The sequence below is a fragment of the Spirillospora sp. NPDC052269 genome (assembly GCF_040679435.1).
Classification (GTDB): domain Bacteria; phylum Actinomycetota; class Actinomycetes; order Streptosporangiales; family Streptosporangiaceae; genus Spirillospora.
This window is the reverse complement of record NZ_JBFAUU010000009.1, coordinates 222,058-246,556: the sequence shown is the minus strand read 5'-3', so window position 1 is coordinate 246,556 and position 24,499 is coordinate 222,058. Positions and strand designations below refer to the sequence as shown.

Sequence of the window (24,499 nt, the reverse complement as noted above, 5' to 3'; positions counted from 1 at the left end):
GTGAATGTACTCTGTCGCCATGTCGCGTCACAAGGGAGACCATGACGCCCGCCGCCGGGACGTGTCCGGGGCGGTGTGGCGCGTCCTGGCCGCGCAGGGGTTCGGCGGGCTGACGTTGCGGGCGGTCGCCACCGAGATGGGAGCGACGACCGGCCTGGTCACACACTATTTCGGGAGCAAGCGGGAGCTGGTCGAGCACGCGCTGGGGCTGCTGGACGAGCGCCGCGGGGCGCGTCCGGCGCCGTCCGCGCCCGAGGGACTGGCGGGGCTGCGGGCCGCCTTGGCCGAAACCCTTCCGCTGACTCCGGAGGCTGCCGCCAGCAACCGGATCTGGATCGGTTCATGGGACGCGGCACTCAGCGCCCCGGAACTGGCCGCGGGGCATGGCCTCCGCTACGCGCAGGCGCGCGAGCGGATTCGGGATCACGTCCTGGTGGCTCAGCGGCTCGGCGAGATCCCGGAATCCGATGCGGACGACGTGGCCGCGTTCATCAACTCGTTCATGCTGGGGCTCATCGTCCAGGCGCTGCTCGACGCGGACGCGTTTCCGCCCGAACGGCAGCTCCGCCTACTGGACGCCTTCCTGGCGGAGCTCAGCGCGTCCAGCCCTGGGACGGGGTGACGGGACGCGACTGGGCGGGGCGCGGGTCCACGGTCGTGGCCTCGAACGGCGTGGACAGGACGATGTGGCTGTTGATCTCGCCGTGCTCGCCCAGGCGCTCGAACAGGCCCTCCAGGTGCGGGAGCGACGCGCCGCGCACCTTCAGCATCGTGCACCACGCGCCGCTCAGCTTGTGGAGCTCGACGACCTCGGGAAGGTCCTCCGAGACCGTCGTCTTGAGCAGGCAGCGGCCCGGCGTGCAGCGCATCTGGACGAACGCGGTGAGCGGGAGGCCGACGGCCGCCGGGTCCACGTCGGCGCGGTAGCCGGTGATCACGCCGGACTCCTCCAGCCGCCGGACGCGTTCGGCGACGGCGGGCGGGGACAGGTTGACGCGCGCGGCGAGGCGGTTGAACGACAGGCGTCCGTCCTGCTGGAGCTCGGTGATGATCCGCTGGTCGGTCTGGTCCATGTGGAAGGTCCTTCGGCGGGAAGAGCTTTCAAACTAACGGCGAAACCGGACGAACGCCATCGAACGCCCCTTCATCGGATGGCTCCGCTTTTCTACCGTTCTGATGCATGACGCGGATGATCGGGTTGTGCGCGGGCGTGGCGCTGATGAACGCGACGATGGCGGTGGCGAGCACGGCGAGTTCGCTGGTCGCGGGGGACCACCTCGGGACGGGCTGGGGCGCCGTCCCGCCCACGGCGGACGTGATCGGGACGGGCGCGGGCGCGATCCTGCTGACCCGGCTGTTCCGGCGCCACGACCGGCGGACGGTCCTGGCCCTCGGCTACGGGGTCGCGGCGTTCAGCGGGATGCTGGGAGCGGTCGCGGCCGTCCAGGGGAACATTCCGGTGCTGACCCTGGCGATGCTGCTGCTCGGCCTCGGGAACGCCGCCGCGCAGCTCTCGCGGTACGCGGCGGCGGAGCTGTACCCACCGGAACGGCGCGGGGTCGCGATCGGGCTGGTGGTGTGGTCGGCGGCGGCAGGGGCGGTCGGCGGGCCGCTGCTGCTCGGACCGTCCGGGCACCTCGCGGGGACGTTTGGCCTGACGATGCTCGCCGGGCCGTTCGTGTTCGCCGCGATCACGGCCGGGATCGCCGGGTTCGCGATGACCGGACGGCGCCTCGGCGTCGAGGACTCGGAGCCGAGCGTCCCGCTGAGGTCGCTGTTCGCCCTGCCGTCCGCGCGGACGGCGCTGCCGGTGTTGGCCACCGCGCAGGTCGTCATGTTCGGAGTGATGACCGCGGCGCCGGTCGACATGCACATGCATGGGGACGGGCTCGGTTCGGTGGGCGAGACCCTGGCCGCCCACACGCTGGGCATGTTCGCACTGTCACCCATTACGGGACGGGCGGTGGACCGCTTTGGAGCATGGCCTGTCACACGTGCCGGATTGGGCGTTCTCGTGATGTCGACTGTGCTTGCAGGGGTGTTCCCTGACGCGCGCATGCTGACGCTGTTCCTGCTCGGATACGGCTGGAACCTGTGCTTCGTCGGCGGTAGCGCCCTGCTCGCCATTGGGCTCCCGCCTGCGGAGAGCGCTCGCTTGGAAGGAGCGGTGGACGCGGCCGTCTGGTCGCTGGCCGCTGTCGCGTCGCTGCTCTCGACGGTCGTCCTCGCGCATGCGGGCGCGCGTGCGCTGGCGTTCGGCGCGAGTGTGCTGGCGCTGATCGTCCTGGCTGCTCAGCAGGTGGTGCGCAGGCCTGCGAGCGATGCCAGCCGTCGGTGGGAGTCCAAGCGGGCGGCGCGGTCGTAGGTGCTGGTGTGGACGAGGAACTCGTCCGCGCGCGTGCGCGTGAGGAGCCGGTTCAGCTCGTCCGCGACCTGCTCTTCGGTGCCGTGCACGTGGCCGCGCATGGAGTCGTCGAAGATGCGGCGCTGCCGGTCGGTCATGGTGAGTGACTCGATGCGCGACGCGGGGATGAGCGGCGGGAACTCCCCATGCGTCCGTGAGTAGGCGTTGGCCCATGCCTCCGGGATGAGCATGCGGCGGGCCTCTTCGGTGGTGTCGGCTATGGCGACCGTCCCGGACACGATGACGTATGGCTCGTCCTCCTGCGTGGACGGACGGAACGCTTCGCGGTACCGCTCGATCGCGGCGACCATGGCGTCCTCGCCTCGCGCGGGCGCGATGACGAGCGGCAGGCCGAGCTGGGCGGCGAGATCCGCTCCCTGCCCGGTGGCCAGGACGAATGCGGGGACGTGCAGTCCTTCGGCCGGCCATGCGTGAACACCCGGATGGACGTCCTGCTCACCGCTGAAGTAGCCGAGGAGCTCGTGCACCTGTGAGGCGAAGTCGGCGGCGTCCTCGCGGTCGTGGCCCAGAGCGCGCCGCACGCCGCCGGTGAAGCCGACGGATCGTCCGAGGCCCATGTCGATGCGGTCCGGGTAGAGCGAGGCGAGCACACCGAACTGCTCGGCGACGATGAGCGGATTGTGGTTCGGGAGCATCACCCCGCCCGTCCCCACGCGCACGCGCGAGGTGGCCGCCGCGACCGCCGCCGCCAGAACGGTCGGCGCGGACCCGGCCACCCCGGGGACGCTGTGGTGCTCGGACACCCAGAACCTGTGAAAGCCCAGCTCATCGGCCTGCCGGGCGAACGTGACGGTGTCGCGCAGAGCCCGCGGCGGATCTTCTCCCTCGCGGGTGCGGGAACGGTCCAGGATCGACCAGCGGATGCTTCGCAGAGGTTCGCTCACGTTCAGGACAACACGCGGCGCGGCGCGGCATTCCGGTATTTGACTTCGAGGTCAAGAACTGGTGAGGTGGGACTCGTGGGGAGACCGAAGCAGTTCGATCCGGACGCGGCCGTCGTGCAGGCGATGGACGTCTTCTGGCGCAAGGGGTACGGCGCGACGACGCCGCAGGACCTCGTCGTCGCGCTCGGCATCGGCAAGGGCAGCCTGTACCACGCGTTCGGCAGCAAGCACGCGCTGTTCGAGAAGGCGCTCGAGCGGTACCGCGACGACCAGGCGGCCGGGCTGATCGAGCTCCTGGGGAGTCCCGGGCCCGTGAAGGAGCGGTTGCGGCGGGCGCTGGAGTTCCTCGTCGAGGTCAACGTCGTCGACCCGCGCGGCTGCATGGTGGTCAACACCGCGGCCGAGCTGGGCGGGGGCGGCGACCCCGAGGTGAGCGAGACGGTCCGGAACCAGTTCGCGCGCACCAGGGCCGCGTTCCGCGGCGCGGTCGAGGAGGCGCAGCGCTCCGGGGAGATCGACCCCGGGCGCGACCCCGGCGCGGTCTCCAGCATGATCCTCAGCAGCCTGCTGGGGTTGCAGGTCCTCGCCCGCGCGGGCGAGAGCAGAGAACAGCTGAACCAGGTGGTCGACGGCCTGCTCGACACCCTGTAACGAAAGAAGAGGCCGGCGTCTCGCACGTCGGCCCCTCTTGTGCCCATATTTTGTACCTCCAGGTCAAGAAAAGGAGTCCTTCGTGGATCTCGCACTGTCCGGCAAGACCGCCGTCGTCACTGGAGCCAGCCGTGGCATCGGCCTCGCCACCGTCCGCTCCCTGGTCGCCGAAGGCGTCACCGTCGCCGGGGCGGCCCGCACGGTGACCCCCGAACTCAAGGAGACCGGCGCGATCGCCATCCCGGTCGACCTGTCCACCGACGCGGGCGCGCGCGAGCTGGCCGATCGCGCCGCCACCGAGTTCGGCGGCGTCGACCTCCTCGTCAACAACCTCGGCGGCGGCGACACCGTCGAAGTGCACGGCTTCCTGGACGTGTCCGAGGACGAGTGGCGGAGCAACCTCGACCTCTCCCTGCTCAGCGCCGTCCGGGTGACCCGCGCGATCCTGCCCGGCCTCGCCGACCGGCGCGGCGCCATCGTGAACGTCTCGTCCATCGGCGCCCGTCTCCCCGCGGCGGGCCCGATCGCCTACAACGTCGCCAAGGCCGCCCTCACCGCGTTCGGCAAGGCCCTCGCCGAGGAGTACGGCCCACGCGGCGTCCGCGTGAACACCGTCTCGCCCGGCCCCGTCCGCACCGCCATCTGGGAGGCCCCGGACAACTTCGGCGCCCGCCTCGCCGAGTCCTTCAACGTCCCCCACGAGGAGTTCCTCACCAAGGTCCCCGAGGTCATGGGCATGATCACCGGCCGCCTCACCGAACCCGAGGAGGTCGCCGCCCTCATCACCTTCCTGCTCTCCGACGTGGCGTCCAGCATCACCGCCTCCGACCACCTCATCGACGGCGGCGTCGTCAAAACCGCCTGACCCCGTCCACGCGGAGGCGGGCCGGGGTGTGCGGACCTCGGAGCGCGGGCCGGGATGTGTGGACCTCGATGGTGCGGGTGGGGTCACTCGGGGGTGGTGGCGCGGGCGAGGACGATTCCGGCGATGATCAGGGTCAGCGCGGCGAGGCGTCCGGCGCTGACCGGGTCGCGCTGGACGGTGATGCCGAGCGTGATCGCGCCGACCGCGCCGATGCCGGTGAACACCGCGTAGGCGGTGCCGACCGGCAGCCCGCGCATGGCCAGCGACAACAGGAAGATCGACGCCGCTCCCAGCAGGAAGCAGACGACGGTGGGAAGCGGCCGGGTGAAGTTCTCGGTGGGGCGGATGCTCTGCGAGAACGCGATCTCCACCAGCCCGGCCAGCCCCAGGAACAGCCAGTTCATGTCAGTGCTCCTCGACGAGGCGGTCGGCGGAAGCGGTGCACGTCAGTAGTCCTTGGCGAGGGTGCGGGCGGTGTCGAGGGCGGCGGCGAGGGACTCGTCGTGCTTGGGGCGCAGGGTGGCCAGGGACGGGTCGACGCGGGTGTTGACGAGTTCGGCGTGGACGAAGGTGGTGTCGTCCACGCCGAAGTGGCCCTGGAAGAAGTCGCGCAGGAAGCTCTCCTGGTGGTCGAAGCGCTCCTTGGGAGTTCCCGGGCCATAGGCGCCGCCGCGCGCGGACGCCACGACGAAGCGGCGCGGCGCGAGGGAGACGCGCGGGAACGTCACCTGGTCGAGCCATGCCTTGAGGGAGGAGGGGACCGAGTAGTTGTACATCGGCGTCGCGATGAGGACGACGTCGGCGGCGAGCAGTTCGTCCAGCAGGGGTTCGACGATCGACCAAGCCGCACGCTGTGCGGGCGTGCGGGCGGCCTCGTGCAACCGCGCCGGGTCGGAGATCTGGTGTTCGAGCGCGTAGTCGCACAGTTCCGTCCACGCCTCGGTGATGTGGGGGACGGGGGCGGCGGCGACGTCCCGCAGGACGTACGAGCCTTCGGGGTGGGCCTCGCGCCAGGCGTCGGCGAAGGCGTCGCCGACGCGGCGGCTGAACGAGTCGCGGCGGGCGCTGGCGGTGAGGTGCAGCAACGAGGTCACGGGAGGACTCCTTCATAAGTGGACGCTCCGTCCGCTTATGAAGGTAGAGCTTAACCGGACATGCTGTCCACTTTTCCTTCCGTGGGTTAGGGTCTCCGCCATGAACCTGTTCGCCGACCAGCCGGAACGCCCCCGCGAGCGTGCGGACGCCGCCCGCAACCGGGCACGCGTTCTCGAGGCCGCCGCCGAACTGTTCGCCTCCCGCGACCCGCGCACGGTGACCATGGACGACGTCGCCAAGGCCGCCGGAGTCGGACGCGGCACCCTCTACCGGCGCTTCCCCGACGTCGCGTCCATCGCCCGCGCCCTCCTCGACGAGCACGAGCGCGCCCTCCAGGAGAGACTCCTGCGCGGCGAGCCTCCGCTCGGCCCCGGAGCACCCCCGGCCGAGCGCCTGGCCGCCTTCTACGCCGCCATGGTCGAACTCCTGGACGCGCACATCGCGCTGGTCCTCGGCGCCGAAACCGGCCCCCGCCGCTTCGAGACCGGCGCCTACGGCTTCTGGCGCGCCCACGTCCGAGCCCTCGCCGCCGACCACACCACGACCGTCGGCGCCGCCGGCCAGGTGGACGTGCTGGCGGACATCCTGCTGGCCCCCCTCGCCCCCGAACTGTTCGAGCGGCTGCGAGCCGACGGGCACACGACCGCCGAGATCACCACGTCCCTGACCGACCTCGCCACCCGCGTCCTCAGCTGACCGCCCTCCGACCGGGTCTCGGGCGGACGTGCCTGGTGGGGGCTGGTCGTGGTTGCGAGGGGACGAGCTAGCTGGGGGAGGGGGTGTTGGTGGTTTTGAGGGTTTGGAGGGTGGCGTCGAGGAAGGCTCGGGTTCGGGCGGTTTCGGCGGCGGTGCGCCAGACGAGGGCCACTTCGCTGGGCGGGGCGTCCTCGATGGGGACGTAGGTGACGGCGGAGTAGGAGTAGGCGCAGCAGACCGAGCGGGGGACCGGGGCGATACCCGCGCCGGACGCGACCAGCGTCATCATCTCCTGGAGGGTCTCCACGGGCTCGTCGCGGTGGACGGGGTGGCCGGACGGGGTGACCGAGGGGATCTGGGCGTCCCACCAGTAGGACGGAGCGGGGCCGCAGGCGCTGAACGTGGTGTCGCGGGACAGGTCGTCCAGGCGGACGGACGGACGGCCCGCGAAGGGGTGATCGGCGGCGACGGCCAGGAGGCGCGTCTCGGACAGGACGACGGGGCCGACGGTCAGGTCGGGTTCGACGACCGGGAGGCGGGTGAGCAGGAGGTCCACGGTGCCGTCGCGTAGGGGGCCGAACGGGTCGCCGAGGTGGACCTCGCGCATCCGCACCTCGGTGCCCGGGTGCGCCGCGCGGAACGCGGCGACGATGCGCGGGGTGAGTTCGCCCTGGGACGCGCCCAGGAAACCGATGGTGAGGGTGCCCGCCACGCCGCGCGCCATGGCGATCGCGTCGGATTCGGCGCGTTCGACGGCCGCCCAGGCCAGGGCCAGGTCGTCCTGGAGCCGCTTGCCGACCGGGGTGGAGAGGACGCGGCGGCTCGTCCGCTCGAAGAGGGGTGCGCCGATGCGGCGTTCCAGCTTCTTGAGCGTCTGGGACACGGCCGCCCGGGAGACCCGGAGGCGTTCGGCGGTGCGGCCGAAGTGCAGCTCGTCCGCGAGGGTCAGAAAGACCTCGATCTCCTGCCGTTCCACCGGCCTCACCTCCATCGATAAGCCCGCATGATAGATCGTTCAGCAGGTCGGCGTTGTTCCGGCCCGGCGCCGGAACGATCGTGGACGCATGACGAACACGAGCACGATCACGAACGCGAAGACCCTGAACATCGGCGGCGACCTGACCGTCCGGCGGATCGGCCTGGGGACGATGCGCCTCGCGGACGGTCCGGGGCGTCCCGCTGACCGGGCCGCCGCGCCCATCTGGACGCCGCCCGCCGACCGCGCGGCCGCGCTCGCGCTGCTCCGGGAGGCCGTCGAGCTGGGCGTCCAGCTCATCGACACCGCCGACGCCTACGCGTTGGGCGGGGGCGAGGAGCTGGTCGGCGAGGCCCTGCACCCGTACCGCGAGGACGTCGTCGTCGCGACGAAGGTCGGGGTGGCGCGCCCGTCGGCGGCCGAGTGGGTGCCGCTCGGGCACCCCGCCTACCTGCGGCAGCAGGCGGAGCTGAGCCTGCGGCGGCTGCGCACCGACCGGATCGACCTGCTGCAGCTGCACCGCGTCGACCCGGATGTTCCGCTGGAGGACCAGATCGGCGCGCTGAAGCAGCTCCAGGACGAGGGCAAGGCACGGCACATCGGCCTGTCGGAGGTGACCGTGGAGCAGCTCGAGGCGGCTCGCGCCGTCGCGCCGATCGCGGCCGTCCAGAACCTCTACAACCTCGCGGCCCGCGACCACGATCCGGTCGTGGAGTACGCGGAGCGTCACGGCATCGCGTTCCTGCCCTTCTTCCCCGTCGCGATGGGTGCGCATGCCGCGCCCGGCGGGACGGTCGCCGAGGTGGCCGCGGAGCTCGGCGCGACTCCGGCGCAGACCGCGCTGGCCTGGCTGCTCCGGCGCTCCCCGGCGATCCTGCCGATCCCCGGCACGACGTCGGCCGCGCACGTGGCCGAGAATCTCGCCGCGCTCGACCTCGCCCTGACCGCCGACCAGGCCGCCCGCCTCGATGCCCTCGCAGGCTAGGGCGTGTCTCAAGGTCACCTGCCCTACTGCGCGACCGCCGACCTTGAGACACACCCCCGGGCGGGCCGGTCAGGGGGTGTCGAGGAGCGGGACGATCGCGGTCAGCAGGTTGGACGGCTCGACGGGGGCGTCCAGCGCGGCGATCTCGCCGGGGGAGAACCACGCCATCCCGAGGAAGGTGTCGTTCTCCTCCGGTGTGAACCCGGCCGGACGGACGTCCGGGGTGCCGTCGAAGCGGGCGAGGAAGAACGGCTCGGTCTTGACGTACCGGGTGCCGAGCCAGAGGAAGTCGCGCTCGACGCGCACGGACACGTCCCGGACGGACGAACCCGGCAGTCCGGTCTCCTCGTGCAGTTCACGCCGGGCCGCCTCGATGTCGGATTCGCCCGGCTCGACGCCGCCGCCCGGCGGTTCCCAGATCACGCGCTGGTTGTACGGGTCGTGCCAGTTCATCAGCAGGACGCGTCCCACGCCGTCCACACAGATGATCCGCACGGCCGCCCGGTCCGACCATTCACCGGCCCCGTCCCGCACCGCCTGGTCGCCGGCCCCGTCCCGCACCGCCTGGTCGCCGGCCCCGTCCTGCGCCGACCGGCCTCCGGGCTCGTCATGCGCCGCCCGGTCGCCCGGTTCGCTGGTCTCCACGTGAGAACCCCTTCCGTGCCGGCGTCTCCTCGCACCGTCCATGATGGCCTCGGCCGGGGCAAGGGGCGGTCGCGCGCCCTTCCGGCTCTGTGGCGGTCTCCGGAAGCGGCGGCGAACGGGCGGTGAACGGCGTGAGAGCTCTCGGGACGGAGTTTTCGCACAACCGCTAATCGGAATAGGGCAATACGCAAACGGCTATGGCGGGTATGGGGAAACCGGTCTGGCCGCCCGTCCGGCGCGTGGTTAGCGTCCGGTGACGTGGACGACGAACTCATCCTCCTGAACCCCGGACCCGCCTGCACCTCCCAGCGGGTCAAGGACGCGCTGCTCCGCGGCGACCTGTGCCACCGCGAGCCGGAGTTCGGCGAGCTGCTGGCCAAGATCCGCGCGGACCTGCCCCGCGCTCTCAACCTGACCGCCCACGAGGCGCTGCTGGTGACCGGATCCGGCACCTCGGCGATGGAGATGGCCGTCATCAGCTCGGTCCGCGAGGGCCGGGAGATCCTGGTGGTGGACAACGGGGTCTACGGCGACCGGCTGCTGCGGATCGCCCGCGCGAACGGGATCACCGCGCACGCCGTCCGCCCGGACGGCGACGACCTCACCCGCTGGACGACCCCGGTCGACCCCGAGGCGGTGCGCGCCGCGCTCGCCGAGCACCCCCGCGTGGACGCGGTCGCGGTCGTCCACCACGAGACCACGACCGGGCTGATCAACCCGGTGAAGGCGATCGGCGAGATCGTCGCCGCGACGGACGCGCTGCTGGTCGTGGACGCGATCAGCGCCACCGGCAATGAGGACCAGGACCTCGGCGGGATCGGCGCGGACATCGTGTGCGGCACCGCGAACAAGGGCCTGCACGGACTGCCCGGCATCTCGTTCATCCTGTGCTCGCCGAAGGGCATCGAGCGCGTCCAGGAGGTGCCCGAGCGCAGCCTCTACCTGAACGCCGCGTCCTACCTGAAGGGCCAGCGAAACGGAAACGTGCCGTTCACCCCGGCGGTACAGATCTGCTACTCCCTGGACGAGGCGCTCCAGGAGTACTTCGAGCAGGGCGGCTTCGAGGGACGCACGAAGCTGTACCGCGAACGCGCCGAGCTGGTGCGCGGCGGCTTCGCGCGCCTCGGCCTGGACGTGCTCGTCCGGCCCGAGCTGCGGTCGAACTCCGTCACGATGCTTCACCTCCCGGACGCCGTGACGTATGACCGGCTTCACGACGAGCTCAAGCGCCGCGGGTATGTCATATACGCCGGACAGGGTTCCCTTTCCTCCCAGTTCTTCCGAATCTGCACGATGGGGGACATCCCCTGGCACCGGCTCGAAGAGCTCGAGGGCGCCCTGGACGCATCGATCAGCGCGGCCCGAGCCTGACAACCCCGCCACGCAAGGAGCCCCCGTGCAGCTGAACCTGTACCGCCTCTGGATCTTCATGACGGTCGTGGAGGAGGGCGGGTTCTCCGCCGCCGCGGCCAAGCTCTATCTGAGCCAGCCCAGCGTCTCCAACCAGGTCAGGCAGCTGGAGCAGTCGCTGCGGACCACGCTGATCGACCGCTCCGGCGCGCGGATCCGGCTGACCCCGGAGGGCGAGGTGCTGCTGGAGTACGCCCGGCGGGTGTTCCTGCTCGCCGACGAGGCCGTCACCGCGATCCGGCAGGTCAGCGGCCTGCAGAGCGGGACGCTCGTCGCGGGCGGCTCCACCACGGTCGGCACCTACCTGCTGCCGCCGCTGCTCGCGGCGTTCCGCGAGCGGCACCCCGGCATCGAGGTCGGCATCTTCACCGGCAACGCCGAGCAGGTCGAGAAGCGCCTGCTGGACGGTGAGATCGGCGTCGCCGTCCTCGCCGGGACGCCGCGCGCCCCGCAACTGGACGGCGAGCCGATCCTGCAGGACCGGGTGGTGCTGATCGCCTCGCCCGACCACCCCCTCGCGGACGAGCGGACGGTCGGGCCGGACCGGCTCACCGGCGAGCGCTTCCTGCTTCGCGAGCCCGGCTCGTCCACCCGTGCCGTCCAGGAGGAGGCGCTCGCCGACTGGGGTCTCGACGGCGTCTCGCGGAGCGAGATCTGGGGGCCCGAGACGATCAAACAGGCGGTCGCGTCCGGCCTCGGCGTCTCGCTGGTGTCCGAGCACTGCGTCGAGGCCGAGGTCGCCGAGCGGCGGCTCGTCGTCCTGCCCGTCGCGCCGGAGCCGAGCCCCCGTCCCATCGTCGTCGCGCACCGCCGCGACCGCCTGCTCGGACCGGCCGAGCAGGAGTTCATCAAGCTCCTGAAGGCCACCCACACCTGGCCCGCCCGGACGCCCGCCCCGCTTCGCGCCGTGCGCTGAGAACGGCCCGCTTCGCCCCGGAACCTCCCTAGTACGGCCCCGACGTGGGGGAACATCAGCGGCGGGAAAGTGTCGCGCGTAAGCTCGTACCTCATTCCGGACGTCCCGACCGCGGCGAAAGTGAAGTCATGACCCAGCAAGATCAGCGCGAGTTCGTCCTGACCCTCTCCTGCCCGGACCGTCCGGGCATCGTCGCGGCCGTCTCGGGGGCGCTGGCCGAGCGCGGCTGCAACATTCTGGAGAGCCAGCAGTTCGGCGACCGCGACTCCGCCACGTTCTTCATGCGCGTCCAGTTCGCCGTTCCGGCGGACACCGACGCCGACGGGCTCCGCGCCGGGTTCGCCGCGCTCGGCACCGAGCTCGGCCTCGACTGGCGACTGGACGACACGGCCGAGCGCCCGCGCGTGATGATCATGGTGTCGAAGTTCGGGCACTGCCTGAACGACCTGCTCTACCGGCAGCGGTCCGGGCTGCTGGACGTGGACATCGTCGCCGTCGCGTCCAACCACCCCGACATGCGGCCGCTCACCCAGTCGTACGGGATCGACTACCACCACCTGCCGGTCGGGCGCGGCGGCAAGGCCGCGCAGGAGACCGAGATCCTCGCGCTGGTCGAGCACTACCGCGCCGACCTGGTCGTCCTCGCCCGCTACATGCAGATCCTCTCGGACGACTTCTGCGCCAAGCTCCCCGGGCAGATCATCAACATCCACCACTCGTTCCTGCCGAGCTTCAAGGGCGCCAAGCCCTACCACCAGGCGCACGCGCGCGGTGTGAAGCTGATCGGCGCGACCGCGCACTACGTGACGCCCGCGCTGGACGAGGGGCCGATCATCGAGCAGGAGGTCGCGCGCGTCGACCACGCGCACAGCGCCGACGAGCTGGTCGCCGTGGGACGCGACGTCGAGTGCCTGGCGCTCTCCCGCGCCGTCCGGTGGCACGCCGAGCACCGCGTGCTGCTGAACGGCGACCGCACCGTCGTCTTCCGCTGACCGCACCGTCGTCTTCCGCTGACCTGCACGTGGAGCCCGGTAGCTGAGGGTTTCTCGGCATGGCGGGTTTCACCGAGCGTTCCTCTGCCTCACCATGGGTAACGGCATTCCGGGCAGTCCGGTTCCCGCGTGGGGGTGGTGATGGGCGAGACGCTGGTGGACGACCTCATCGAAGAGGCGCACGCGCGTCAGCAGGCCCGGCGCGCCGCGCTGGCCGAGTTCCGGCCGCGGCGCGCGCTGCTGCTCGGCGGGACGGGCCTGCTGCTGGCCCTGGCCGGTGGCGGCACGGCGGTGCAGGTGCTGTCCACGATGGTCGGCACGCCGGTCCGGATCGTCCCGGTCAGGTCCGTCGCGCACGCGCTGCGGCACGCCGCATGGCACGACCGTCCGGTGATGGCGATCGCGGGCGCTTTCGTGGCCGCCGGGGTGTTGCTGCTGCTGGCGCTGGTTCCGGGACGTCCGCGGCGGGAGCCGTTGCGGGGCACCGATGCGCGGCTCGCCGGTGGCGTCTCCCGGCGGGACCTACGCCGTGCGCTCACCGACGCCGCGCTTGAGGCGGCCGGTGTCGACCGGGCGCGGGTGCGGCTGCGCGACGGTTTCCGCCGCCGCGTCGTCGTCCGCGCTGCGACCCGGTACCGGAACCCGGCCAACTGCGCCGACCTGATCCGGCAGGCCGTCCGCGCCCGGCTGGACGAATTCGACCTGATGCGACCCCGTCGCGTCGACGTCCGCCTGAGCTGGCGCGACGACTGAGCACGGCGGCTGACCCGCCGCGCGGGCGCGCGCGGGCAACGGAGGGGGCTGGGCATGCGGATCGTGGTGGGGCTGACCGGGCTGCTGCTGGTCGGAGCCGGTGCGCTGGCGCTGTGCGCCGGTTTCGGTGTGTTCGGGCCGGGCGTGGCGGGCACGGCGGTGCTGTCGCCGACCGTCGACTGGTACATCGCGGATCACGGCTGGTTCTGGCCGCTGACCGGGGCGGTCGCCGAGCTCGTGGCGCTGGCCGGGCTCGTCGGGGTGGCCGGGGTGATCCGGTCCGCGGTGCGCCGACGCCGTCCGGGTGTGGACGGCGCGACCCGCATGCACGCGCGCGCCGCGTCCGGTGACCTGGTGCGGGACGTGACGCGGGCGCCGGGCGTCCAGGCCGTCCGGGCACGGCTGACGGGGACGGCGGCGCGGCCGCGGCTGACGCTGAGCGTGGAGTGCGCGCCGGACGCGCGTCCCGGCGTCGTCCACACGGTGCTCGGCGGCGAGCCGGTCACACGGTTCCGCGACTCGCTGGGCATGCAGACGCTGCTGGTCGCGGTGCGTTACCGGCTGGCGGAGGCGTCGAATCCGCTCGACATTCCCAGTGACGACGACGTCGAGGTCGCGCTGGTGCCGCACGCGAGGCGGCGCGTCCTGCCACCGGAGGACGACGGGCCCGCGCCGCTTACCGACGGTGATGCCGGGTAGGGATGCCGGGAAGGTCGGGAGTGTCGACGCCTCCCGGCCTTGGGGTGTTAGTCCCGATGGCAGGGGACCGGTGGCGTGATCACGCCGCCGGTCCTTTTTGGTTCTCTCTTGCCTTGTGTGCCGGTTTTCCTGTTACGGAACGTGAGCATGAACTCGGCAGTTACGAGGCCACAGGGGGAATCGCCGTGAGTCCACAGAGCGGACAGCAGGCCACCAGGGAACACGTGGACGGACTGCCGAACCAGCAGGTGCGGACCGTCGCGGAGCGCAAGGCCGGAGTCGCGGGCAAACCGGGCCCGGTCGCCGGCGCGAGCGCCGGCCGCGCGGTCGCGCCCAAGCAGCAGGGTGCGCTGGTCAGCGACACCGGCCGCACCAGGATCGCGGACGGCGTGGTGGCGAAGATCGCCGGCATGGCGTCCCGCCAGGTCGGCGGCGTCTACGCCATGGGCGCCGGGATGGCCCGCACGATCGGCTCGGTCCGGGAGCGCATCCCGGGCGTCGGGACCAGCGTGACCCGGGGCGTCGCGGTCCAGGTCGGGGAGCGGCAGGCCGCCGTGGACATCGACCTGGTCGTCGAGTACGGGGTCGCCATCCCCGACCTCGCCCGGGACGTCCGGGAGAGCGTGGTCCACCAGATCGAGCAGATGACCGGGCTGGAGGTGGTCGAGGTGAACATCACCGTCGACGACGTCCACCTGCCCGGGGACGAGAACAGGCAGGACGACGCGTCGAACGACGCCGACAGGCCGACGCCGCGGGTGCAGTGACCGGCTCGACGCTCGATCAGGCGGGACGGACGGGGGCCGAAGCGCCGCCGTCCGTCGAGGTGGCTGAGCGTGTCGCCGCCGCGGTGTCCGCGCTTCCGGGCGTGGCGGGCCTCGCGACCGGGTGTCTGCCCCCGGTCGCGGGGCTCCAGGTCGGAGTGCCGATGAGCGGGGTCTCCGTGTGGGACGACGCCGTCGAGATCGGCGTGGTGGCCCGGTTCGGACGTCCGCTGGAGGAACTCGCGGACGACGTCCGGGCCGTCGCGCGTCCGCTGGCCGGGGACCGCCGGGTGGACGTCCTGATCGCCGACATCGCCGACATCGTCGAGGACGACGAAACAGACGCGGACGACGCGACGGGATGAGGGCGGACGGGATGGGGATGGGGACGCGGGACGAGGCCAGGGCGGAGCGCTCGGCGTTCCGCGCCTGGGTCCGCGACCACCACCCGGACCTCGGCGGCGATCCGGAGACGTTCGCCGCCGGGCTCCGCCGCAGGCGGCGCAGCCGGACGGACGCGGACACGGGCTCGGGTTCGGGCTCGGGCCCGTCCCCGGACGCGCCGATCGTCGGCGTCCAGAGGCGTTTCGGCCCGGTCGCGGCGGTGGAGCGCTGGCGCTATCGCCGCGACCGGGCGCGACGGCTGCGATAGCGGCTCAAGGGGGAGAGCATGAACGGAATCTCGATCTGGTCCATCGTGGGCCTCGGGTTCGGGACCGCGCTCGGCTTCGCCGGGGTGTTCGGCGGATTGGCCGGGTTTCTACTGGTTTTGGTGCTCGGCGTGGTGGGTCTTCTGGCCGGGCGCGTCGTCGCCGGTGAGATCGACGTCGCCGGGCTGTGGGAGTCCTTCGGCAACCGGAAGCGGCCGACCGTATGAGCCTCGCGGCGCCCGCCGGGCCCACGGTTCGGCTCGTGCCGCCCACGTCATCCACGTCGCCCATTCCGCACGCGTCGGAGCGTGGGACGACCCTGGTCACCGATCGGGTGCTCACGCGGGTGGTCGGCCGGGCGGCCGGGGAGGCGGCCGGGACGACGGGACGGGACCGGTCCGTCCTCGGCGTGCGCGTGGGCGGACGCGTCGACGCCCGTGCCCGGGTCGTCGTCGACGGCGACCGGGTGATCGCGCGCGTGTCCACGTCGGTCGAGTACCCGGTGCCCGTGCGGCAGGTGGCGCGGCGCATCCGTGAGGCGGTGAGCGCCCGCGTCCACGAGATGACCGGCATGACCGTCGATCGGGTGGACGTCGAGATCGCCGCCTTCGACCGTCCCGAAGAGCTTGTGACCGCCTCCGGACGGAGGCGAATCCTATGACCACGCGTGCGGGGCGGCCGCCGACGTCGCGGACGGCGGAGGACGCGACGGTTCCAGCCGGGAGGGGGAAGCGGGCGGGGCGCGTGGCGCGGTCGGCGTTCCGGCCGCGCCGGTTCATGACGTCGCTGATCGCCGCGGTGGTGCTGACCGCCGGTGGAGCGCTCACCGCGATCGAGGTGTTCTCGGTCATGGGCGGGCATCCGGCGCGGATCGTCCCGTATGGGTGGTTCGTGCATTGGGCGGAGCACGCGTCCTGGCGGAGCTGGCAGGTGCTCGCGATCTGCGCCGCCGTGGCGCTGGTCGGGCTGTGGTTCGTGCTGGCCGGGCTGCTTCCGGGACGGCCCCGGGTCGTCCCGTTGCGCGGTGACGACCGGGATCTCGCGATGGCGGTCACGCGCGGCGGGCTGGGCAAGGCGCTCGTGGCGGTGGCCGAGGAGGTCCCGGGTGCGACGCAGGCGCGTGTCTCGCTGGGCCGCCGCCGCGTGAGGGTGTCCGTGCACTGCCCGTCCCATGCGGTGGACGCGGTGAAGGAGCAGGTCAGACGGGCCGTCCAGGGGAAGCTGGAGGAGATCCGTCCGCTGACGGGGTACAGGGTCGCCGTCAGGGCGCGGACGAGGCGGGTCTGAGCGATGGACCGGCATGCCGCGCGCCTGAACCGGGTCCTGCTCGTCCTGACGGGGTTGCTGCTGATCGCGGCCGGGGGAACCGGGCTCGCGTTCGGGCTGGGGGCCTTCGGTCACTTGCGCGCGCACCAGCCGGTCCTCAGCAGGGTGACGCGTCACTTCGCGGCCGTGCACGCCTGGTACTGGCCCGAGATCGGCGCAGGTGCCGTGGTGGCCGCGTTCATCGGGATCGCCTGGCTGCTCGCGCAGGGACGCTCCGACCGCATCGCCGGGGTCGTCCTGGACGATGGCGACGGCACGGGCCGGACGATCGTCCCCGCCGGGACGCTCGCGACCGCGCTTCAGGACGACATTCAGGGGCTGCCCGGCGTCCGGTCGGCGCGGGTGAGGCTGACGGGGAAGCCGTCCGCGCCGAGACTGCGCCTCAATGTCACCTACGAGCGGCGCGCCGACCTGCTGGAACTGCGCCGCGGCCTCCAGGATCCGGCGCTCGCGCGGCTGCGCGGCACGCTCGAGGTGGAGCGGCTGCCCACGGTCGTCCGGCTCAACCTGGTCACCGGGGACGAGCGCCGCGTCGTCGAGTGAGTCCGCCTCCGACGACCGAACCCGGCTCTGGTCGCCGGACCGGGCGTGCGCGATGATGCCCGCCATGGACGAAGTGATGGCGGGACACGTGGCCGCGTACGAGCAGACGGTCCGGTCGACGATCGGGCTGGCCGAGACGTTCGGCGACGCGGACTGGGAACGGCCGACCGAGCTCCCCGGCTGGAACGTCAAGGACATCGTGTCCCACCTGGTCGGCGTGGAGACGATGCTGATGGGCGAGGATCCCGCGCCCGGCCACACGCTTCCGGACGACCTCCCGCACGTCCGCAACGACCTCGGCAAGGTGGTGGAGCCCGCGGTGGACCACCGGCGCGGGACGCCCGGACCCGAGGTGCTGAAGGAGCTCCGGGCCGTCCTCGACCGGCGGATGGAGCGGCTCGCGACGACCCCGCCCGACGAGCGCACGTGGCTGCCGACCGGCGGCGAGGGACCCTACGTCGAGCTGATGGCGTTCCGCGCGTTCGACTGCTGGGCGCACGAGCAGGACATCCGGCGCGCCGTCGGGCGTCCCGGCAACCTGGACGCCCCCGCCGCCGGGCGGATGTTCCAGATCGTCTCGCGCGGCCTCCCGATGATCGTCGGCAAGCGCGCCGCCGCGTCCCCCGGGACGGCCGTGACGTTCGAGAGCACCGGCCCGTTCACGTTCGTCCGGCACGTCGTGGTCGGCCCGGACGGGCGCGCCGCGTTCGCCGAGACGGCCCCTGAGGACGCGACCGTCCTGCGGATGGACTGGGAGACCTTCGTCCGCCTGGTGGCCGGGCGCTGCACGTCCGCCGACGTGACCGTCGAGGTCAGCGGGGACGAGGCGCTGGCCGCACGGGTCCTGGGAGCCATGACCTTGGCACCTTGACGACGCCACCCAGGCAGCTTGACGGACCTTTTGTCCTCCTGATCCCCAAAATCACCCATCTGCGTCCTAGCGTTCGGAGTACCCGCTGACGTCGAGGGCGTTTGGAGGTGTTCGCTTGCTGGAGCACCAGAGGACGGACGGCTCCCCAGAGGAGCCCTTCGACGGATGGAGGCGCAACCTGAACGACTTCCCAACGGGCCCCTTCCACTAGAGCGGCCCGAGCGCTTCGCGGAGGTCGTGTCCTACCGCCACGGCCTCCGGGAGCGCGACCCGTATTTCGCACTGTCCAGACGTCCGGGACGCTCACGATCCCGGACGTCTCTTTGCGCTGTGACCGGCGCCACGCCCCTAGTGGGTTGGAAAATCCAACTGACAGCGCGACTCTTGGGTTGGAGATTCCAACTCAGGAGGCAGTCATGCGAGACGCGGTGATCGTCGAAGCCGTCAGGACCCCGATCGGCAAGGGGAGGCCGGGCGGCGCCCTGCACGAGGACCACCCCGTGGACCTCCTCGCCCGCACCCTGAAGGCGCTGGTGGAGCGCGCCGGCATCGACCCGTCCGCCGTGGACGACGTGATCGGCGGCGTGGTCACCCAGGCGGGGGAGCAGGCCCTCAACCTCACCCGCAACGCCGTCCTCGCGGCCGGATTCCCCGAGTCCGTCCCCGCGACGACCGTGGACCGCCAGTGCGGCTCGTCCCAGCAGGCCCTGCACTTCGCCGCGCAGGGCGTGATCTCCGGCGCGTACGACGTGGCGATCGCGTGCGGCGTCGAGTCGATGTCCCGCGTCCCGATGGGCTCGGCCGTCCTGCCCGGCAGCGACCCGTTCGGCCCGCTGCTGAACGAGCGCTACCCCGAGGGCCTGGTCGGCCAGGGGATCTCCGCCGAGCTGATCGCCGCCCGCTGGAAGCTCTCCCGCGCCGAACTGGACGCCTTCGCCACCGAGTCCCACCGCCGCGCGGCCCGGGCCTGGGAGAAGCACGAGTTCGACCGCGAGCTGGCCTGGCCCGGCATGGACGAGTCGGTCCGTCCGGCCACGACCCCCGAGGTCCTCGCCGGGCTCAAGCCCGCCTACTTCTACGAGGAGGCCGCCCGGCGCTTCCCGGAGATCGGCTGGGAGATCACGGCGGGCAACGCGTCCCCGATCAACGACGGCGCCGCGGCCGTCCTCGTCATGAGCCGCGAGGCCGCCGAGCGCCTCGGCCTGCGCCCCCGCGCCCGCTTCCACACCTTCGCCGTCGCGGGCGACGACCCGCTCCTCATGCTCACCGCGATCATCCCCGCCACCGCCAAGGTCCTCGCGCGCTCCGGCCTGGACCTCGCCGACATCGACCTGTTCGAGGTGAACGAGGCGTTCTCACCGGTCGTCCTCGCCTGGCTCCGCGAGACGGGCGCCGACCCGGCCCGGACCAACGTCCGCGGCGGCGCCATCGCCCTCGGCCACCCGCTCGGCGCGAGCGGCGCCCGCATCATGACCACCCTCCTGCACGCCCTGGAGGACACCGGCGGACGCTACGGCCTCCAGACCATGTGCGAGGCGGGCGGCCTCGCCAACGCGACGATCATCGAGCGCCTCTAGCAGCGAATACGATGATGACCATGCCGCCGAAGGACGCCGACCCGAGGGCCTGCTCGATCGCCGACACCCTGGACCTGATCGGCGAGCGCTGGTCGGTCCTGGTCGTCCGCGAGCTCTTCCACGGCGTCCGGCGCTTCGACGGCATCGCCCGCAACACCGGCGCGTCCCGCGACATCCTCACCGCGCGCCTCCGCAAGCTGGAGCACAGCGGGATCATTTACCGCGAGCAGTACAGCGACCGTCCGGCCCGGTACGAGTACCACCTCACCGAGGCCGGACGCGAGCTGGGCGACGTCCTGCTGACGCTGCTCAAGTGGGGCGACCGCCACATCAACAGCGACGATCCGCCCGTCACCTGGACCCACTCCTGCGGCGCCGACCTCGTTCCCGAGGTCGTCTGCGCCGCCTGCGGCGAACCCGCCCGCGAGGGCGCCCACACCCCCCACGGCCGGGGCGTCCGCCCCGCCTAACGGCCGGTCAGCACTCGATGACGTTGACGGCGAGGCCGCCGCGCGAGGTCTCCTTGTACTTGTCGAGCATGTCCCGGCCGGTGTCCTTCATGGTCTTGATGGCGCGGTCCAGGGAGACGAAGTGCTTGCCGTCGCCGCGCAGGGAGATGCGGGCGGCGCTGATGGCCTTGATGGCGCCGACGGCGTTGCGCTCGATGCAGGGGACCTGGACGAGGCCGCCGACGGGGTCGCAGGTGAGGCCGAGGTTGTGCTCGATGCCGATCTCGGCGGCGTTCTCGACCTGCTCGGGGGTGCCGCCGAGGACCTCGGTGAGGCCGGCGGCGGCCATCGAGCAGGCGGAGCCGACCTCGCCCTGGCAGCCGACCTCGGCGCCGGAGATGCTGGCGTTCTGCTTGAACAGGACGCCGATGGCCCCGGCGGTCAGCAGGAAGCGGACGACGCCCTCGTCGTCCGCGCCCGGGACGAACCGGTCGTAGTAGTGCAGGACGGCCGGGACGATGCCCGCCGCGCCGTTGGTGGGGGCCGTGACGATCCGTCCGCCCGCGGCGTTCTCCTCGTTCACGGCGAGGGCGAACAGGGTCACCCAGTCCATCGCGTGCAGCGGGTCGGTGGCCTTCTCGGCGATCAGCGTGCGGTGCAGGCGGGGCGCGCGCCGGGGCACCTTCAGGCCGCCGGGCAGCAGGCCCTCGCGGGAGCAGCCGCGGTCCACGCAGGCGCGCATGACGTGCCACAGCTCGACCAGGCCGGACCGGATCTCGGCCTCGGAGCGGCCGAACGCCTTCTCGTTCTCCATCATCAGCGCGGAGATCGACAGGCCCGTCTCGCGGCAGAGTTCCAGGAGCTCGACGCCGCTGTCGAAGCGGTAGGGCAGGACGGTGTCGTCGGCCTTGATGCGGTCGGCGCCGGTGGCGTGCTCGTCGACGACGAAGCCGCCGCCGACCGAGTAGTAGACCCTGCTGCGCAGCTCGTTGCCGTCGGCGTCGAACGCGGTGAAGCGCATGCCGTTCGGGTGGCCGGGCAGGGAGATCTTGCGCTCGAACACCAGGTGCTCGCCGATCACGAACGGGACCGGGTGCGAGCCGAACAGGACCAGTGACCCGGTCTCGCGGACGCGCGCGATGCGCTCGTCGGCGGTGTCCACGTCCACCAGCTCGGGCTTGTCGCCCTCCAGGCCGAGGATGACGGCCTTGTCGCTGCCGTGCCCCTTGCCGGTCAGGCCGAGCGAGCCGTACAGGACCGCCTGGACGGACGCGGTCTTCTCCAGGACGCCGTCCTGGTCGAGTCCGCGCGCGAAGCGGTGGGCGGCCGCCATCGGTCCTCCGGTGTGCGAGGAGGACGGCCCGATGCCGATCTTGAAGAGGTCGAAAACGCTGATAGCCATGGACTTGCTACTCCGTTGTAGCGTGCGGAAACACGTGGCCCCCGGCCGCCCCGGGGGCGGACGGGGGCACGGTGATCACAGGTTCGGGTAGAGCGGGTGCTTGTCGGCCAGGGCCTTCACCCGGGCGGCCAGGGCCGCCTGGTCGAACGACGGCTGGAGCGCCAGCGCGATGACGTCGGCGACCTCGCGGAAGTCCTCGGCGCCGAAGCCGCGGGTGGCCAGGGCCGGGGTGCCGATCCGCAGCCCGGACGTCACCATCGGCGGACGCGGGTCGTTCGGGACGGCGTTCCGGTTCACGGTGATGCCGACGTCGTGCAGCCGGTCCTCGGCGTCCCGGCCGGTCAGCTCGGAGTCGACCAGGTCGACCAGGACCAGGTGGACGTCCGTGCCGCCGGTCAGCACCTTCACGCCGGCCTTCGCCGCGTCCTCGGCGAGCAGGCGCTCGGCCAGGATGCGTGCCCCTTCCAGCGTACGCCGCTGGCGGCCCGCGAACTCCTCCGAGGCCGCGACCTTGAGCGCGACCGCCTTGGCGGCGATCACGTGCTCCAGCGGACCGCCCTGCATGCCGGGGAAGACGGCAGAGTTGATCTTCTTGCCGAACTCCTCCCTCGCCATGATCAGGCCGCCGCGCGGACCGCCGAGGGTCTTGTGCGTGGTCGTCGTGACGATGTCGGCGAACGGGACGGGCGACGGGTGCAGCCCGGCGGCGACCAGGCCCGCGAAGTGGGCCATGTCGACCATGAGCAGCGCGTCGACGGAGTCGGCGATCTCGCGGAACCGGGCGAAGTCCAGTTGACGCGGGTACGCCGACCAGCCGGCCACGATCATCTTCGGCCGGTGCTCCTCGGCGAGGCGCGCGACCTCGTCCATGTCCACCCGGCCGTCGTCCTCGCGGACGTGGTAGGGCACCACGTTGAGGACCTTGCCCGAGTAGTTGAGCCGCATGCCGTGGGTCAGGTGGCCGCCGTGCGCCAGGTCCAGGCCCAGGATGGTGTCGCCGTGGTTCAGCAGCGCGAAGTAGACGGCCGTGTTGGCCTGCGCGCCCGAGTGCGGCTGGACGTTGGCGAACTCGGCCCCGAACAGGGCCTTGGCCCGGTCGATGGCCAGCTGCTCGGTGACGTCCACGTACTCGCAGCCGCCGTAGTAGCGGCGGCCCGGGTAGCCCTCGGCGTACTTGTTGGTGAGGACCGTCCCCTGGGCCTCCAGCACCGCGACCGGCGTGAAGTTCTCCGAGGCGATCATCTCGAGGGTCGACTGCTGGCGGTGCAGCTCGTCGGCGACCGCGGCGGCGACCTCCGGGTCCACCTCCGCCAGCGGGGCGTCGTGCGAGGAGGGGGCCGTCATGCTCAGGACTCCTCGGTCAGCTTGGCGTAGGCGGCGGCGTCCAGCAGGTCGCCCGGCTCCTCGGTGATCTTGACCTTGAAGATCCAGCCCTCGCCGTACGGGTCGTCGTTGATCACCTTCGGCTCCTCGATCACGGCCGCGTTGATCGCGGTGACCTCGCCGTTGACCGGGGAGACCAGGTCGCTGACCGACTTGGTGGACTCCACCTCGCCGCAGGGCTCGCCGGCCTCGACGCTCTCGCCCTCCTTCGGCTGGAGCTCGAGGAAGACGATCTCGCCGAGCGCGTCGGCGGCATGCTGGGTGATGCCGATGGTGACGATGCCGTCCTCGTTGTCGAGACCGGCGACCCACTCGTGGTCTTCGCTGTAGCGGAGCTGCTCCGGAACGCTCACGGTTGTTCTCTCTCCAGGATTCAGGAACGCTTGTAGAAAGGCAGGGCGACGACGTCGACCGGCTCGTGCCGGCCGCGGACGTCCACGACCAGTCCGGTGGTGTCCTCGGGGACCGAGGAGTCCAGGTAGGCCATGGCGATCGGCTTGCCCAGTGTGGGCGACGGAGCGCCGCTGGTCACCACGCCGCACGGCGTGCCGTCCGGGCCGACGACCGCGTACCCCTTGCGGGGCGCCCGGCGCCCGCGGGCCACCAGTCCCACGAGCCTACGGCCTGCGGCGGCCTCCGCACGCGCGGCCAGCGCGGGCCGTCCGACGAAGTCCCCGTTCTTCTCGAACTTGACCACCCGGCCGAGCCCCGCCTCGAACGGGGTCGTCTCGGCGGTCAGCTCGTTGCCGTAGAGCGGCATCCCGGCCTCCAGGCGCAGGGTGTCGCGCGCCGACAGCCCGGACGGCATGACCCCCTCGACCCCGGCCAGGACGTTCCACAGCTTCACCGCGTCGGCCGCGGCGACGAAGAGCTCGAAGCCGTCCTCGCCGGTGTAGCCGGTGCGCGCGATCAGCGCGTCCACCCCGGCCACGGTCCCGGGCAGGATCGCGTAGTACTTCAGCTCGGGCAGCGGGGCGTCGGTGAAGCGGAGCAGGATGTCCTGCGCGTCCGGGCCCTGGAGCGCGATCAGCGCGTAGGCGTCGGACCGGTCGTCCACCTCGGTGTCGAAGTCCTTGGCGCGCTCGACCAGGGCCTCCCGGACGACCGCGACGTTGGAGGCGTTCGCGACGACCAGGTAGGTCTCGGCGGCCAGGCGGTAGACGATCAGGTCGTCCAGGACGCCGCCGTCCTCCGCGCAGATCATGGTGTAGCGGGCCTTGCCCACGGCCATCGGCGAGATGTTGCCGACCAGCGCGAAGTCCAGTGCGGCGGCGGCCTGCGGGCCGGTCAGGAAGATCTCGCCCATGTGGGAGAGGTCGAACAGGCCGGCGCCGTCGCGGACGGCCTTGTGCTCGGCCGTCTCGCTGGCGTACCGGAGCGGCATGAGGTAGCCCGCGAAGTCCACGAGGTTGGCGCCCAGAGCGGCATGGACGTCGTACAGCGGCGTCTTCTTGGGAGTCGGATCGGCGGACATGGGTCTGGCTCCTTGGTCGCGGATGGCGCGCGTGGACGTCCCGTCAATGGTCCCATCGCGCCCCGGGC

31 protein-coding genes are annotated in these 24,499 nt (G+C 72.0%); 21 read left to right on the top strand and 10 right to left on the bottom strand.

Annotated elements, in window-relative coordinates; genetic code table 11:
* Nucleotides 1-19 precede the first annotated feature (19 nt).
* On the top strand, nucleotides 20-622 hold the full coding sequence (locus tag AB0L06_RS21270; RefSeq protein WP_500232776.1) for a TetR/AcrR family transcriptional regulator: 603 nt from the start codon (nucleotides 20-22) through the stop codon (nucleotides 620-622).
* Here the strand turns inward: AB0L06_RS21270 and AB0L06_RS21265 are convergent.
* Nucleotides 594-1,073 (bottom strand): Lrp/AsnC family transcriptional regulator, encoded by a 480-nt coding sequence (locus AB0L06_RS21265; protein ID WP_500232775.1) that lies wholly within the window; start codon nucleotides 1,071-1,073, stop codon nucleotides 594-596. The two genes, AB0L06_RS21270 and AB0L06_RS21265, sit on opposite strands and share 29 nt — an antisense overlap.
* Nucleotides 1,074-1,180: 107 nt before the next feature.
* On the opposite strand from AB0L06_RS21265, the gene AB0L06_RS21260 reads away from it, so the two are divergent.
* Nucleotides 1,181-2,365 (top strand): MFS transporter, encoded by a 1,185-nt coding sequence (locus AB0L06_RS21260; protein ID WP_500232774.1) that lies wholly within the window; start codon nucleotides 1,181-1,183, stop codon nucleotides 2,363-2,365.
* Here the strand turns inward: AB0L06_RS21260 and AB0L06_RS21255 are convergent.
* Nucleotides 2,293-3,309: an LLM class flavin-dependent oxidoreductase gene (locus tag AB0L06_RS21255; RefSeq protein WP_500232773.1), complete on the bottom strand. Its 1,017-nt coding sequence runs from the start codon at nucleotides 3,307-3,309 to the stop codon at nucleotides 2,293-2,295. The genes AB0L06_RS21260 and AB0L06_RS21255 overlap by 73 nt on opposite strands.
* Nucleotides 3,310-3,384: 75 nt before the next feature.
* On the opposite strand from AB0L06_RS21255, the gene AB0L06_RS21250 reads away from it, so the two are divergent.
* Together AB0L06_RS21250 and AB0L06_RS21245 are read left to right on the top strand one after the other, a co-directional pair.
* Complete coding sequence (locus AB0L06_RS21250; protein ID WP_500232772.1) at nucleotides 3,385-3,960, top strand: TetR/AcrR family transcriptional regulator; 576 nt, start codon at nucleotides 3,385-3,387, stop codon at nucleotides 3,958-3,960.
* Between the two features lie 82 nt (nucleotides 3,961-4,042).
* Entirely contained in the window at nucleotides 4,043-4,825 is a 783-nt protein-coding gene (locus AB0L06_RS21245; RefSeq protein WP_500232771.1) for an oxidoreductase, read from the top strand.
* Between the two features lie 83 nt (nucleotides 4,826-4,908).
* Here AB0L06_RS21245 and AB0L06_RS21240 read toward each other — a convergent pair whose 3' ends face one another.
* On the bottom strand, nucleotides 4,909-5,229 hold the full coding sequence (locus AB0L06_RS21240) for a DMT family transporter (protein WP_500232770.1): 321 nt from the start codon (nucleotides 5,227-5,229) through the stop codon (nucleotides 4,909-4,911).
* Nucleotides 5,230-5,271: 42 nt separating this feature from the next.
* Nucleotides 5,272-5,919, bottom strand: coding sequence for an FMN-dependent NADH-azoreductase (locus tag AB0L06_RS21235; protein WP_500232769.1), 648 nt, complete (start codon nucleotides 5,917-5,919; stop codon nucleotides 5,272-5,274).
* A 100-nt stretch (nucleotides 5,920-6,019) separates the two neighbouring features.
* Here AB0L06_RS21235 and AB0L06_RS21230 point away from each other — a divergent pair, with 100 nt between their 5' ends.
* Entirely contained in the window at nucleotides 6,020-6,616 is a 597-nt protein-coding gene (locus AB0L06_RS21230) for a TetR/AcrR family transcriptional regulator (protein WP_500232768.1), read from the top strand.
* A 67-nt stretch (nucleotides 6,617-6,683) separates the two neighbouring features.
* Here the strand turns inward: AB0L06_RS21230 and AB0L06_RS21225 are convergent, their stop codons facing one another.
* Nucleotides 6,684-7,592, bottom strand: coding sequence for a LysR family transcriptional regulator (locus AB0L06_RS21225; protein ID WP_500232767.1), 909 nt, complete (start codon nucleotides 7,590-7,592; stop codon nucleotides 6,684-6,686).
* Nucleotides 7,593-7,680: 88 nt separating this feature from the next.
* On the opposite strand from AB0L06_RS21225, the gene AB0L06_RS21220 reads away from it, so the two are divergent.
* A complete protein-coding gene (locus AB0L06_RS21220) occupies nucleotides 7,681-8,577 on the top strand; it encodes an aldo/keto reductase (RefSeq protein ID WP_500232766.1) in 897 nt (298 codons plus the stop codon).
* A gap of 69 nt (nucleotides 8,578-8,646) precedes the next feature.
* Here AB0L06_RS21220 and AB0L06_RS21215 read toward each other — a convergent pair whose 3' ends face one another.
* Nucleotides 8,647-9,222 carry an NUDIX hydrolase gene (locus tag AB0L06_RS21215; protein WP_500232765.1) on the bottom strand — a complete coding sequence of 192 codons (576 nt, stop codon included), beginning with the start codon at nucleotides 9,220-9,222 and terminating at the stop codon, nucleotides 8,647-8,649.
* Nucleotides 9,223-9,480: 258 nt separating this feature from the next.
* Between AB0L06_RS21215 and AB0L06_RS21210 the strand changes: the two genes are divergently transcribed.
* From AB0L06_RS21210 to AB0L06_RS21140, 15 genes are all read left to right on the top strand, one after another.
* Entirely contained in the window at nucleotides 9,481-10,593 is a 1,113-nt protein-coding gene (locus AB0L06_RS21210; RefSeq protein WP_500232764.1) for a pyridoxal-phosphate-dependent aminotransferase family protein, read from the top strand.
* A 25-nt stretch (nucleotides 10,594-10,618) separates the two neighbouring features.
* The gene (locus AB0L06_RS21205) at nucleotides 10,619-11,548 is read left to right on the top strand and encodes a LysR family transcriptional regulator (RefSeq protein ID WP_500232763.1); all 930 of its coding nucleotides are present in this window, start codon (nucleotides 10,619-10,621) and stop codon (nucleotides 11,546-11,548) included.
* Between the two features lie 128 nt (nucleotides 11,549-11,676).
* Nucleotides 11,677-12,540, top strand: coding sequence for a formyltetrahydrofolate deformylase (purU, locus tag AB0L06_RS21200; protein ID WP_500232762.1), 864 nt, complete (start codon nucleotides 11,677-11,679; stop codon nucleotides 12,538-12,540).
* A 129-nt stretch (nucleotides 12,541-12,669) separates the two neighbouring features.
* Nucleotides 12,670-13,293, top strand: a complete 624-nt coding sequence (locus AB0L06_RS21195; protein ID WP_500232761.1) for a DUF6286 domain-containing protein — start codon at nucleotides 12,670-12,672, stop codon at nucleotides 13,291-13,293.
* Nucleotides 13,294-13,347: 54 nt separating this feature from the next.
* A complete protein-coding gene (locus AB0L06_RS21190; RefSeq protein ID WP_500232760.1) occupies nucleotides 13,348-13,992 on the top strand; it encodes a hypothetical protein in 645 nt (214 codons plus the stop codon).
* A gap of 248 nt (nucleotides 13,993-14,240) precedes the next feature.
* Nucleotides 14,241-14,759 carry an Asp23/Gls24 family envelope stress response protein gene (locus AB0L06_RS21185; protein WP_500232901.1) on the top strand — a complete coding sequence of 173 codons (519 nt, stop codon included), beginning with the start codon at nucleotides 14,241-14,243 and terminating at the stop codon, nucleotides 14,757-14,759.
* 59 nt (nucleotides 14,760-14,818) lie between these two features.
* Nucleotides 14,819-15,121, top strand: a complete 303-nt coding sequence (locus AB0L06_RS21180; protein ID WP_500232759.1) for a hypothetical protein — start codon at nucleotides 14,819-14,821, stop codon at nucleotides 15,119-15,121.
* An 11-nt stretch (nucleotides 15,122-15,132) separates the two neighbouring features.
* Complete coding sequence (locus tag AB0L06_RS21175) at nucleotides 15,133-15,408, top strand: hypothetical protein (RefSeq protein WP_500232758.1); 276 nt, start codon at nucleotides 15,133-15,135, stop codon at nucleotides 15,406-15,408.
* A gap of 18 nt (nucleotides 15,409-15,426) precedes the next feature.
* Nucleotides 15,427-15,633 carry a hypothetical protein gene (locus AB0L06_RS21170; protein ID WP_500232757.1) on the top strand — a complete coding sequence of 69 codons (207 nt, stop codon included), beginning with the start codon at nucleotides 15,427-15,429 and terminating at the stop codon, nucleotides 15,631-15,633.
* Nucleotides 15,634-15,668: 35 nt separating this feature from the next.
* Nucleotides 15,669-16,067: an Asp23/Gls24 family envelope stress response protein gene (locus tag AB0L06_RS21165; protein ID WP_500232756.1), complete on the top strand. Its 399-nt coding sequence runs from the start codon at nucleotides 15,669-15,671 to the stop codon at nucleotides 16,065-16,067.
* Nucleotides 16,064-16,693, top strand: a complete 630-nt coding sequence (locus AB0L06_RS21160) for a DUF6286 domain-containing protein (protein ID WP_500232755.1) — start codon at nucleotides 16,064-16,066, stop codon at nucleotides 16,691-16,693. The genes AB0L06_RS21165 and AB0L06_RS21160 overlap by 4 nt, the downstream gene beginning before the upstream one ends.
* 3 nt (nucleotides 16,694-16,696) lie before the next feature.
* Nucleotides 16,697-17,275, top strand: a complete 579-nt coding sequence (locus AB0L06_RS21155) for an Asp23/Gls24 family envelope stress response protein (RefSeq protein ID WP_500232754.1) — start codon at nucleotides 16,697-16,699, stop codon at nucleotides 17,273-17,275.
* 64 nt (nucleotides 17,276-17,339) lie between these two features.
* A complete protein-coding gene (locus AB0L06_RS21150; protein WP_500232753.1) occupies nucleotides 17,340-18,146 on the top strand; it encodes a maleylpyruvate isomerase family mycothiol-dependent enzyme in 807 nt (268 codons plus the stop codon).
* 416 nt (nucleotides 18,147-18,562) lie between these two features.
* Nucleotides 18,563-19,723 (top strand): thiolase family protein, encoded by a 1,161-nt coding sequence (locus tag AB0L06_RS21145; RefSeq protein ID WP_500232752.1) that lies wholly within the window; start codon nucleotides 18,563-18,565, stop codon nucleotides 19,721-19,723.
* Between the two features lie 20 nt (nucleotides 19,724-19,743).
* Nucleotides 19,744-20,193 (top strand): winged helix-turn-helix transcriptional regulator, encoded by a 450-nt coding sequence (locus tag AB0L06_RS21140; RefSeq protein ID WP_500232751.1) that lies wholly within the window; start codon nucleotides 19,744-19,746, stop codon nucleotides 20,191-20,193.
* Between the two features lie 7 nt (nucleotides 20,194-20,200).
* Here the strand turns inward: AB0L06_RS21140 and AB0L06_RS21135 are convergent, their stop codons facing one another.
* The 4 genes from AB0L06_RS21135 to gcvT all read right to left on the bottom strand — a co-directional run bounded on the left by AB0L06_RS21135 (nucleotide 20,201) and on the right by gcvT (nucleotide 24,431).
* Nucleotides 20,201-21,574, bottom strand: a complete 1,374-nt coding sequence (locus tag AB0L06_RS21135; protein WP_500232750.1) for an L-serine ammonia-lyase — start codon at nucleotides 21,572-21,574, stop codon at nucleotides 20,201-20,203.
* 75 nt (nucleotides 21,575-21,649) lie between these two features.
* The gene (gene glyA, locus AB0L06_RS21130) at nucleotides 21,650-22,918 is read right to left on the bottom strand and encodes a serine hydroxymethyltransferase (protein WP_500232749.1); all 1,269 of its coding nucleotides are present in this window, start codon (nucleotides 22,916-22,918) and stop codon (nucleotides 21,650-21,652) included.
* A gap of 2 nt (nucleotides 22,919-22,920) precedes the next feature.
* On the bottom strand, nucleotides 22,921-23,310 hold the full coding sequence (gcvH, locus tag AB0L06_RS21125) for a glycine cleavage system protein GcvH (RefSeq protein ID WP_500232748.1): 390 nt from the start codon (nucleotides 23,308-23,310) through the stop codon (nucleotides 22,921-22,923).
* Between the two features lie 20 nt (nucleotides 23,311-23,330).
* Nucleotides 23,331-24,431 carry a glycine cleavage system aminomethyltransferase GcvT gene (gcvT, locus tag AB0L06_RS21120; protein ID WP_500232747.1) on the bottom strand — a complete coding sequence of 367 codons (1,101 nt, stop codon included), beginning with the start codon at nucleotides 24,429-24,431 and terminating at the stop codon, nucleotides 23,331-23,333.
* Nucleotides 24,432-24,499 lie beyond the last annotated feature (68 nt).